This is a genomic window from Spirosoma endbachense, assembly GCF_010233585.1.
Taxonomy (GTDB): Bacteria; Bacteroidota; Bacteroidia; order Cytophagales; family Spirosomataceae; genus Spirosoma; species Spirosoma endbachense.
The window spans coordinates 3,809,337-3,820,036 of sequence record NZ_CP045997.1; the positions used below are offsets into that span (position 1 = coordinate 3,809,337).

10 protein-coding genes are annotated in these 10,700 nt (G+C 53.6%); all 10 read left to right on the forward strand.

Annotation, left to right across the window (positions count from 1 at the left end):
* The 10 genes from GJR95_RS15310 to GJR95_RS15355 all read left to right on the forward strand — a co-directional run bounded on the left by GJR95_RS15310 (position 1) and on the right by GJR95_RS15355 (position 10,699).
* Positions 1-360 carry a phage head completion protein gene (locus GJR95_RS15310; protein ID WP_162386701.1) on the forward strand — a complete coding sequence of 120 codons (360 nt, stop codon included), beginning with the start codon at positions 1-3 and terminating at the stop codon, positions 358-360.
* The gene (locus tag GJR95_RS15315; RefSeq protein WP_162386702.1) at positions 360-842 is read left to right on the forward strand and encodes a hypothetical protein; all 483 of its coding nucleotides are present in this window, start codon (positions 360-362) and stop codon (positions 840-842) included. Before GJR95_RS15310 ends, GJR95_RS15315 begins: the two co-directional genes overlap by 1 nt.
* Positions 842-1,240, forward strand: coding sequence for a hypothetical protein (locus GJR95_RS15320; protein ID WP_162386703.1), 399 nt, complete (start codon positions 842-844; stop codon positions 1,238-1,240). Before GJR95_RS15315 ends, GJR95_RS15320 begins: the two co-directional genes overlap by 1 nt.
* Before the next feature lie 4 nt (positions 1,241-1,244).
* The gene (locus tag GJR95_RS15325) at positions 1,245-1,712 is read left to right on the forward strand and encodes a hypothetical protein (protein WP_162386704.1); all 468 of its coding nucleotides are present in this window, start codon (positions 1,245-1,247) and stop codon (positions 1,710-1,712) included.
* A gap of 74 nt (positions 1,713-1,786) precedes the next feature.
* Positions 1,787-2,182: a hypothetical protein gene (locus GJR95_RS15330; protein ID WP_162386705.1), complete on the forward strand. Its 396-nt coding sequence runs from the start codon at positions 1,787-1,789 to the stop codon at positions 2,180-2,182.
* A 50-nt stretch (positions 2,183-2,232) separates the two neighbouring features.
* Positions 2,233-2,460 (forward strand): hypothetical protein, encoded by a 228-nt coding sequence (locus GJR95_RS42110; protein WP_232541193.1) that lies wholly within the window; start codon positions 2,233-2,235, stop codon positions 2,458-2,460.
* Between the two features lies 1 nt (position 2,461).
* Complete coding sequence (locus tag GJR95_RS15340) at positions 2,462-5,416, forward strand: tape measure protein (protein ID WP_162386706.1); 2,955 nt, start codon at positions 2,462-2,464, stop codon at positions 5,414-5,416.
* Complete coding sequence (locus GJR95_RS15345; RefSeq protein ID WP_162386707.1) at positions 5,416-8,055, forward strand: hypothetical protein; 2,640 nt, start codon at positions 5,416-5,418, stop codon at positions 8,053-8,055. The genes GJR95_RS15340 and GJR95_RS15345 overlap by 1 nt, the downstream gene beginning before the upstream one ends.
* On the forward strand, positions 8,052-10,301 hold the full coding sequence (locus tag GJR95_RS15350) for a hypothetical protein (protein ID WP_162386708.1): 2,250 nt from the start codon (positions 8,052-8,054) through the stop codon (positions 10,299-10,301). The genes GJR95_RS15345 and GJR95_RS15350 overlap by 4 nt, the downstream gene beginning before the upstream one ends.
* On the forward strand, positions 10,301-10,699 hold the full coding sequence (locus GJR95_RS15355) for a hypothetical protein (RefSeq protein WP_162386709.1): 399 nt from the start codon (positions 10,301-10,303) through the stop codon (positions 10,697-10,699). The genes GJR95_RS15350 and GJR95_RS15355 overlap by 1 nt, the downstream gene beginning before the upstream one ends.
* Position 10,700 lies beyond the last annotated feature (1 nt).

The following is a 10,700-nucleotide window of genomic DNA, read 5'->3' on the forward strand; positions in this document are numbered from 1 at the left end:
ATGGCAAAAGCACTGCAACCGGGCGATCTGGACCGAAAGCTGAGTCTGTTCACGATGGATGCTCATAAAAACGGCAAAGGTGAATCGATTGGCAAATCCGAAAGCCCATTTGTTGAGAACCTCCCTTGCCGCAAACGCGAACGGGGTGGTGTGGAAACGGGTGGCGATGGATCGGGGAGCCCAGCGGCTTCGCGCGAAACGGCCTATGGGCTGGTTGACTTCGATATTCGGTACCGTACTGATTTGTTGCCGACCATGATTCTCAAATGCGAAGGGGTACTATATGATATCCTCAACATCAGTGAGATGCCAGGGCCGCGCCGGCAGTGGTTAACGATCGAAACCCAGAAACATGATTGATGAGGGAGACCATCGACACCCGCGAATTGTTTGTCGTCGATCGAAAACTGGCCCGAACGGGCCGTGTGGTCGATGCCCGGTTCATGGGTCGAACGATGCGGGTAGCCGTCAAACCGATGCTCGACATCGCCAAACGGGAAGTGCCCATCGGAAGGCGTCTGTTTCGGAGTCAGAAGGTTCGCCGGCTTAAATCAGGCAAAACCAAACGGGATAGCACTTACGACAAGGGCGGAGCCACCAAACGAAGCCTGCGGATCCTGGTGGTACCGGGGAGTCAGGGCGAAGTCGTTCGGGTGCTGGTCGGAGCCACCAAAAAACGAGGCTATGCCGGCTGGCGGACACACCTGATCACCCGACCCAATATACATCAACGGGGCGTCGACGACTTCCTGTCCAGAACCGAAGCGCAGGGAGTGCCACTGGTCGAAGGGAGCTTACTCACAGCCCTGCATGCTGAAGTAGAAAAAGAGCTATTGAGGTGATGGAAGAAGCTAAAATTGGCGAAGCTCTATACGATCTGCTCAGTAAGCAGATTGACCTGGAGACACTTCACGAAGGGCGGGTAACACCCGTCACCTTTGGTCAGGGCGAAAACTTTTCGGCCCTCTATTACAACACCAAAGGACTTAAGCGTCTGGCCTGTCGAACACCCGATGGTACCAAACAGGGTCTGCTGGAAATTGGCCTGGTTGCCAAAAACTCCATTGAGCTTGAAACGCTGGCCGATACGGTGAATGATGTGCTCGATGGCTACGAAGGCAATCACCTGGGCTACCAGATCAGTCTGGAGATCAACGACGATGATTTCGACGAGACCGATCCGGACCTGGAGGCTTTTTACAAGCGATTATTTTTCGATTTAACCGTAACCAAACTGTAACGCAATGGCACCTGTAGCACGGACCAAAACACTGGTCAAAGGCAAAGAGATTATTGTGCTCATCAAAAAGCCAGCCGGGACTGATTATATCCTGTTTGGCTGCATGACGGCCGCTGACCTGGATTCGCCGGGGGCTGAAGTAGAAGAGACCGCCTGCCGGTCAGGTACTGAAAAAAGCCCCTCGGGCGATATTGCTGTACCGACCCTTTCGATTGAACACATCGTGCGACACTATGCGACCGGCGATCAGGCAACCAACGTTTCCGACGACGAAGTCCAGCAGTGGAACGATACCGCTCAGATTATCGACCTCAAGTACTCGGTCGGTGATAAAATTGGCGATCCGGTCTATACGGGTCAGGGCTTCTTTAACGGCTTTTCCCGCAAGGGTCCCCAAAAAGGCGATGCCACGGGCGGAGCCACCTTTAATTTCCTGACGATGCCCACCCGAAGCGTCATCGTCGCTCCGTAAACCTAGTTAAAACCTACTAAAGCTTACCCGTTTTAGTAGGTTTTGTTTCTCCCTAATCGATACCTACCGTCTGTATGAAACCAATTGAACAAGCCAACGGCGAATTCATCGCCGAAGTCAATGGCAAACCCCGCACGTTTAAGTTCGGTATGCTGGCCGCCAAACTCGTCGAAAAGCAGGGCGAAGGTGTCTCAGGCAATTACGAAATGATGGGTCTGACCTTATGGGCCGGGCTGATGTGCCGCTTCGAGCAGAACGATCTGCCGACCGTGTTTACCATTGATACCATGCTCGACTGGATGGATACCATGAGTGACCAGGATCTGGCCCAAGCGCTGGTGATCTCCAAAACGGCATTCGAACGCATCCCAAACGTAAACAGTCTGGTAGAAAAACTACTCGGGCAGCTGCCAGACGGAAGCCCCGTTACACTGACTGGGAGTCCCTCCAGGAAACAGCTTACGAAGTAGGCCTGCGTCCGGGCGAATTCTGGGAGATAACCCCCGCTGAATTTGACCGGATGGTCGCAGGATACCTCCGACGAACCAACAAAGAGGGTGTGTATTTCCGCGAACTCTACGCGCTGCTTTACAACATCAACCGGGGCGAGAAAAGCCCGGCCATCGAAGGGGCAGATGTGATGCGGCTACCTGGTGAAAAGAAAAAGCGGGCAGCCGCTGCGCCCAAACTCAAGAAACGATCAGAGGCTGAATGGGCCGAACTGGTGAGTCGAATCGCTAAATCCTAACATGGCAGGAGCAGTTAATATTAAGCTGGGGGCAGTTGTTACCGACTTTGTCGCCGGGTTTCGGGCCGCTGGCGCTGCGGCCGGTCAATTGGCCACGCAGCTCAATGGTAACGTGGTTGCCAGTTTTGCGGCCGCCGATCGGCAATCCCGTCAGTTCGAGCGGGGCCTGGGCCGGGTGGCCTCCGGTATGCAGAGTTTTGGTCGAACGACTTCGCTGGTATCGGCGGGTATTACCGCGCTGGGAGTTGCCTCGTTTCATACCTACGGCGAGATCGACGGCATTCAGCGGGCGTTGAAAGTTACGGCGGGTTCGGCGCAGGAGGCCACTAAACAGTTCGCCGAATTCCGACAGCTGGCTCGTCTGCCGGGTTTAGGACTGGAAGAGGTTACCCAGGCGGGCCTTCAGCTCGAAACGTTAGGCTTTAAAGCCCAGACCGCCGAGAAATACGTCAGTGAGGTGGGGAACGCCATTGCGCTGGGTGGGAAAGGCAAAGTCGAATTTGCGCAGGTCATTACCCAGTTTACCCAGATGGCGGGGAAAGCCAAAGTGCTGGGGGATGACTTGAAACCCATCATCACGGCTTCGCCCGTCATTTCCAAAGCGATCACCGATATGTTCGGTACCGTCGATTCGGAGCAGATCAGTGCCAAACTGCAAGCGGTGGGTCGGAGTCCGAAAGACTTCATCAATGACCTGGTCCTTAACCTGTCCAAACTGGAACGGGTGGAAGGTGGGCCGAAAAACGCTCTGGAAAACCTCGGTGATGGCCTCAAGATTGCCCAATTCCAGTTTGCATCAGCGGCCGATAAAGCCTTTGGACTGACCGAACTGATCGACCGGATTGGCAATGCCGTCGGTAGTCTGGCCGATCGTTTTACGGCACTTTCGCCCACCACACAAAAAGTAATCCTGACCGTTGCCGGCCTGGTAGCCGCCATTGGTCCACTGGCCCTGGGGATTGGTGGCCTGCTGGCCTTAGTACCTTCCGTAGTCGCCGGATCAGCGGCCATAACGACTGCGCTGGGTGTATCCATTGGCCCCATTTTGCTGGTTGGTGCGGCCATTGCCGGCGTTGCCGTACTCGTAGCCACCAACTGGGATTATATCAAAACGGTTTTAACGAATTCCGGGATCTGGCAATCGGTCAAGGATCTGGTTGGCTCAGCCATGGGCTTTGTCCGGTCAGTATTTACCGTCTATGTCGGCTATATTCAGGGGGTCTGGGCTCGGTTCGGGGGTTTCTTTACCACCATCGCCAAAGGAGCCTTTGAAGCAGTAGTCGCCGTTTTCAAGTTCGGGGCCGGCATTTTACAGGGTATTTTTTCGACGCTTACAGGACTGCTTACAGGTAATTGGAGCCAGTTCGGCAACGGCTTACTGGTTGTTGCTAAATCCATCTGGAACCTGTTGATTGACGGCTTCAAACTCATGGCCGGGACCATCGGTCGCACCATCGCGTCTATTTTTCAGCTGTTTGGCGCTACGAGTCTGGCGGATAAAATTACCGCCGGCATTGATAAGGCACTAAGTAAGCTGGATGGTCTTAAAGGCAGCATTCAATCTGTTCAGGCGGTTGCCAAAGCGGGCGTATCACTCAATGTAGCGACGGGCAATAAAGCGGGGGGCAAAACAACTAAAGATACACCAAAGCCTTTCGATTATTTAAATAGCACGTTAGGCAGTAAGAGTGAAATACAAAAAGCAAAAGAGGAGCTTAAGAAGCTGAAGGATGCCATTGCCAGTGGTATTCTAGCCGGTAAAGACGTATCAACGCTGCAAACGCAGTATGATTTACTAAAAAACCGAGTTGATGCTGCTACGGATTCGTTTAAGGCGCATAAAGCGACGCACGAAAGCTTAAACCCAACGCTAACGACCAATGAACGGATCCTCAAACGGCTCACACAAGAATTAAAACAGCAGGGTCTTGTACCCAATAAAGCGTTGCAGGAGCGGGTTGCGCTGTTTAAGCAATTAGTTGCCGATGAAAAGGAGTTAGCTAATTTCAAACCCGTCAATCTGGGGGACTTAAAGCCGATTGCGGTACCGAATGCTTCTAATCAACGGGTAAACTCCCTTATCAGTAGTGGCGGTGTCACTACGCCTGGATTGAATGGCTCGACGGCCAGTATCGGCCTGCCGGGTCTGACTGAATTCCAGCAGCGAACCAGCGAGCAGCTTCGCGATGCCCAGTTAAAACTGACGGAAGACAAGCAGCAGCTACGGTTTGCCTTAGCCGACTTTCCGAACATGTTCGGCTCGGTCAAGGATGAAATGCAGCGGGTCGCTGAAAGTGATCCACTCAACACAAAGGGGTTAATTTCCTCGGTGCTCTCCTCGGCCCAATCGCTCTCGGGTGCCATTTCCAGTGCCAAAGACACTTTAGTTTCAGGAAGTATTGACCTGCTGGCCAGTATTGGCGAAGGACTGGGATCCGGTAAGCTCAGCTTCAAGTCGATCATTAAAAGCATCATCGACATGATCGCTGATGCGGCTATCACCATCGGTAAGGCGCTTATTGTGACTGGCCTACCCTTTCTGGCCAATCCGCTTACTGCCTCACTGGGACTCAAGCAGATCCTGACCGGTGGTGCCATTGTGCTGGCCGGTGGCGTGGCCAAAGGCCTGGCCGGGGCATTGCTGTCCGATAATACGAAAGGCTTCGCCAAAGGCGGCCTGTTCCGATCGGAAAGTTTGATCCGGGTGGGTGAGTCAAGCCGGGCTACCTCGGGTGGTCTGGGCGAATGGGTGTCGCCCGTTGGCTTAGGGGCTGATTTAATCTCGGAACGTATCATGAAGAACCTGGGCGCTCCCCAGGTCAACCGGCCTGATGTCAATTCATTCAGGGCCGCTCAGCCCCAACTGGTAAAGCTCTCGGGTGAAGCAAGATTTAGTGGAGGGGACCTGTACATGGCTCTTGAGGATTTCAAGCAAACCAACGAATACTATTCGTAATGCCCCAGTACGTCGAAAAATACTACGCCGAATTCATCGAGCAGCCGAACCTTGGGCTGGGGCTATTTCCTGCATTATACAAAATTTCATTCCGGTTCCCCGATTTTTCGGGAACACCGACCAAACTACAGGTGTATCACGATTCACCTGTCAAGATCAGTAAATCAACTTCGGACGCCAGCCGGTTGTCGTTCTGGCATCCGCTGAAGGCTGATTTCAAACTTCGTGCGTCGAATGCCTTCGAAAGCCGGGAATTTTATGTCCGGGGTGATCGCGATATCCAGGTCGTTATTTTAAAAGATACCACGGCTACCGGCTTTGCCTACACCAGTACGGTGTTTGCGGGCTGGCTGCTGCCGGCTGATTTTTCGGAGCGGTACGGCAAAAAGCCCTACCCCATTTCGGTCTCGGCATCCTGTGGATTATCGACGCTGAAAGATCGGCCCATTCTGGACCCATCCGGCAAACGTTTACAGGGATACGTTAGTAAATCGACCGTCATTCGGACGGCCCTCTATAACTCGGGGCTGGACTTGCCCCTGATTACGGGGGTGAACCTGTTTGAACGGGCGAGTCTGGCCGCTGGCCAGCTGATCAATGGGAAAGCCAATCCAGCTAAAGATCCCCTTTTTGAGACCCAGATGCAGGCAGAAGCGCTGGTCAGTGACTCGGGTGAAACGCTGAGTTGCTACGATGCCCTGAAAAAAGTGCTGGAACCCATGGGGGTAAGACTGGGCCAAGCTGAGGGTAAGTGGTTTGCCATTCGGGCCGATGAAATTACGGGCGAGTGGGACGTCTGGAATCAGGAATCCGGCAAGCGTCTGCATACGCGTACCTACACCAGCTCCGACCTAACGGCAGGACCGGATATCAATTCCGCTGTCAGCCGGGATATGTTGGTCGATATTTACCCCAATCAGACGGTTCGGGTTAAAAACGAAGATCCCACGCTGCGCCTGCTGGGCGTCAAACCCGGTGTCAAGGTGGTCCAGCAGTTTGGCCGGTACCTGAACTATTTGAAAAATGGGGACTGGGCAGCAGTCGATTCAACCTTTTTGCCGACCAACTGGACGCGAAATAACATCACCCCGGATAATTCATTCCGGGTGGGACTGGGCAACGAAGAGGATCAATATGGGATGGTACTGTACGGGGCTGGTGACGAAAAAGCCAACGCTGATACGCCGAGCATTCGCACCCGAATGGTTTTTGAAAAAGGATCACTCGCCTACAGCCAATCTTACAAACGGACCCTGAAATGCAAATTTGAAACGAATTTGATTCGGGCCGCTAAAATCGTGGTGCTCGCTTACCGGGATGATGCGGGTAACGGCGACGGGGGCGAATACATTCTGCAGGGGGGTGGTACCTGGAAACGGGCTCCCAGTCGGGCGGAAATGGTGGGTATTCTAACCTACAATTCGAACGAAGCCGGCACGGTTTCCTTTCCGGGGATCGCCTCGATCACCCTGCCCATGCATGCACTCGACCGGGTGCGGATGCTCGATATCTGGGTCTGTGTGGGCGAAGCACTTGATTTGCCCGGTGGTGGGCCCAACCTGGGCACTCCAGGCAATCAGCCTTTCGTCAAGTACTACAACGTCACGCTGGAAACGGAGAAGGATGGCGTCAACCTGGAAAGCAGTCAGGTCGTTATTACCGACTCCAAACGCAAGCTTGAGCCTACGGCGACCCTGACGCTGGGGGATGTACCCTGGCCGCTGCCGAATGACCGAATTGGCTCGTTGTTTCGGGCTGGCAGCCACGAACCGACGGTCGACTGGAACCGGGGGGATGCCGGTGATGTGAATGGTAAGCCACTGACGAACTGGCTGGCTGAATCGCTTGCCCGGCAGACCATGCAACCGGGTGAAGTCATTGAAGTGACGCTCATGGGACGGCTACCCTACGGGCTGCACACGGGCCTTCGCTTTCTGGATATTGGTCGCAGCGGCTCGGGACAGATTCCGTTGCAATCGACGAATCTGGCAGTCGAGTTTCAGAGTCCGGGTTTTGGCAACTACGTCCTGCCGGGCGTGTATCTGCCCTGGATCAAAGTGGGCATGCAGGTGACGATCATGGATCCATCGGGTACCAACTCGGGTACCTATACGGTAACCGGTTATTCAGGCCTGGTGAAAGATCCCTGGTACTTTATCGTCAGTGGTACACTAACACCGGGCAAGAGTACGGGGGTCGCCATCACGGATACGAGTACGATCGACGACGGGGTGTTTACTCCCTACATCTTTCAGCAGACCCGCATGGACTGGGATGTACGAGGCTGCGAAGTCATCACATCCTCCAGCCGGGTGATGGATCTCGATGTCGAACAACTACCCATGCCCAAAGGCTACTGGGCGGATAAGGACGGCAATCTGATTCCGCTGGCACTCGATGACAACGATCAGCCCGTTCCGCCTGCCCTGAAAACGACGCTCAGCGACACCGAACAATTTCAGCGGAACCTCCATGGAGCTGGCCTCAAAGCGAAGCTCGGCATTAGCTCGGCCATCCAGGGCTATACACCCATTGATGCGGGCAAGGCCAAACTAGGGGCTGATGTATTCACGAACGGCATTAAGGTTGGCTCTGTCATCGCCAGCCTGCGCCGGCAAATTAGCCTGATGAACCCATGAGCCTACCTGCAAAATCCATAACCCTGACGACCGGCGGCTTTCTCACAAAAGGCTTTACGTTTTCGGTGCTCTCCAATCAGGCTGGCCACGAAGAGGATCAACGTGATCAGCTGGAGGATCCGCTGTTTGTGGCCGATTATGATAATCAGCCTTTTGTCGCGGGTGTGGTGTACCGGTTTCTGGGCTATCACCCGGTGTACATGGCCGATCAGGAACTGGTCCGGGTCGTCTTCAAAGAATCAGGAGGCTACGATTTTCTAGACCCGAACGAGAATCCCGGCACTGGAGGAGAGGGCAATGGCAGTACCAATGGCGTAACCTTTTTACCAGGTACTGGAAAAAACGGCCAGTTCTGGGGAGTACTAAAAATTGGCAATGCATACTATGCTGTGCCCGATGATCCAACGCTTCAGATTGTTACCCAAAATGGTGCCCATACGACGATCATGCCCTTTTTCGAAGGTGGAATTAACGCGATCCTGCCTACCCCTCCGCCAAATACGCCGGTTGCCAATGTGTTGATTGGCAACGATGGCATCTTGTACCGATCTACGGAAGTGACTCAGCCAACGACAGTAATTACCTGGACTGTTCTTGAGCAGTACATTGAAGAGGACGATGACGTTGTTGATCCACCTGATCCACCGCCATTCCACAAAAAGTCGGCCGTCGATGTCAACGACTGCGAGCAGCTGGCTGGCTGGGGCTTCAATGATCTGGTCGCTCCAGCTGTCGTCACGATTACAGTGGATGGTGTCTTTGAAGCCAATGTAACGGCTCAGCGGGTTCGTACCGATGTGCGCGATGCGTTGATTGCTGCCGGCATCCAGACCACCAATACCATTTTTGGCTTTAACTACATGAAGCCAGCCAAATGGCGGGATGGCGTTCAACACACCTGGCGCGTGTTTGTGGACGGTGTTGAAGCGGCTGACTACAATGTGCCGAAAGAAAAGACCTGCGCAGCTCCTGTTGTTCCGGACGTCCCTTACGAGATGTTCATCAAGCAGTCGCCAATCATCAGTGTCAATAAAGCCGGTGACTCGAAAACGGTAACGCTGATACAGGTTTGGTCCGACTGGTCAGAGACGCCTTACACTGGGCCGCTTGTTCCAGTTTGGGGTATTTCAAACACGCCAACGGGGATAGTTGCCGTTCCCTATGACCCAGCTAAAACGCTTGATGTAGCAGCTACCAGTGCGGCCACGGTGAGCGACTTTGTGATCACCTGCTCGTTAACGTTGCCCCAAACCGTACAGGTAATTACTGTCGGTTGTACCCGGCCAGGTGGGTTAACGACTTACAACGCCAGCTATCACTTTATCCCGACTGGTGGATTTAGCGACCCTCCTTATCCGACACTTGACGAGGCAAACGATACCGCAGGCGAAGCGTTCGACGGTACTCGACCCGGCAATCTGGATATGTTTATTATTCAGGCTGCCAACCTCAACGTGGGGACCGATGTGTATTTGCTGGATAACACGACTTGCGAGAAAGCAGGCGATAATATTTACTCGGTTTTCGATAGTCAGGGTGGAAACACGGTGAAAAAGGCGATTCAGGTCGTAGGCGGTAAAATCGTTGCGGTCAAAGATTCGACCTACACGACGCCAGTCACTCCACCATCAGAGGTTGGAGCGACGGCGATCAACGTCATTTTCTCAACAATTAGCAGTTCGACCAACCTGGTTATTGATTACGAGATGAGAGTGAAATGCGTAACCGCTGGGTTAACCATTTCGAATCAGTTTGTCACCAATAACCCGGCAGCATCCGCCCGGTTCCTGGACGGCCTGACGGTCGAAACGGCTAGCGTGATCGCAGGGCCTTATAAGTCCTTTCGGAATACTACCACCAACTCGAAGTACTACAGCTTTGCCCTTTCCCTGAAGCGGCTCAAAGCGCTGTATCCGACAGCGACGACGGTTGACTTCGATGTGATCGTACGGCGAAAATTCGCATCAGGAACTTCCTATGATGCTGATGCCCGCTACCGGGTCACGCAGGTCAATTTCAGCAACCACAGATCCTACGGCATTGTCTCTATCCCGCTCAATGACAAGACGGGCGTGGATTATGACTACAACGGCATTAGTCAGGATGGCGTGCAGAAAAAATACCTGGGCGATAGTGTCCAGGGCGTGCTCATCCCAGCAGGTCAGGATTACGTGATTGCTCGCTGGTCGGTGGATCTGCCAAATAATACGGCAACGCTAACTGAAACTGTAGAACCCTCACCGTAATGGCTAAAAGACTGAGACTAGTAGTCCAAAAATCGACCGTCGTCGATGGCGGAACTCCGGTACTGGAAACCCGGCATTTTCTACAGGCTGTCGCTGGTGTGGATTGCAATACGGATGCCGCTGCATTTCTGGCACTTGATAACAAGCAGGCTCAGACAACACCGGACGTACCGGTGAATCTGCCTAATAAACACTGGAATCCTCGTGGCTGTGCGCCTTCGGGTGACACCTATGCCGATACCAGCAACGACGATTATACGCCTCCGCCTGGTGGTGGCAATGGTAACAACCCGCTCCCAACAGATGGCAGTGCGTGGACCGCTGGCAATCCGAATGATGTGGACGATACCGGCACGTCTGTCACATTCTCTACTCCCGTAATTCTGACTGACGACTAAC

What these genes read in the sequence shown, in the direction of transcription:
- GJR95_RS15310 (WP_162386701.1), top strand. Translation starts at nt 1, where the DNA reads ATGGCAAAAGCACTGCAACCGGGCGATCTGGACCGAAAGCTGAGTCTG.
- GJR95_RS15315 (WP_162386702.1), top strand. Translation starts at nt 360, where the DNA reads ATGAGGGAGACCATCGACACCCGCGAATTGTTTGTCGTCGATCGAAAA.
- GJR95_RS15320 (WP_162386703.1), top strand. Translation starts at nt 842, where the DNA reads ATGGAAGAAGCTAAAATTGGCGAAGCTCTATACGATCTGCTCAGTAAG.
- GJR95_RS15325 (WP_162386704.1), top strand. Translation starts at nt 1,245, where the DNA reads ATGGCACCTGTAGCACGGACCAAAACACTGGTCAAAGGCAAAGAGATT.
- GJR95_RS15330 (WP_162386705.1), top strand. Translation starts at nt 1,787, where the DNA reads ATGAAACCAATTGAACAAGCCAACGGCGAATTCATCGCCGAAGTCAAT.
- GJR95_RS42110 (WP_232541193.1), top strand. Translation starts at nt 2,233, where the DNA reads ATGGTCGCAGGATACCTCCGACGAACCAACAAAGAGGGTGTGTATTTC.
- GJR95_RS15340 (WP_162386706.1), top strand. Translation starts at nt 2,462, where the DNA reads ATGGCAGGAGCAGTTAATATTAAGCTGGGGGCAGTTGTTACCGACTTT.
- GJR95_RS15345 (WP_162386707.1), top strand. Translation starts at nt 5,416, where the DNA reads ATGCCCCAGTACGTCGAAAAATACTACGCCGAATTCATCGAGCAGCCG.
- GJR95_RS15350 (WP_162386708.1), top strand. Translation starts at nt 8,052, where the DNA reads ATGAGCCTACCTGCAAAATCCATAACCCTGACGACCGGCGGCTTTCTC.
- GJR95_RS15355 (WP_162386709.1), top strand. Translation starts at nt 10,301, where the DNA reads ATGGCTAAAAGACTGAGACTAGTAGTCCAAAAATCGACCGTCGTCGAT.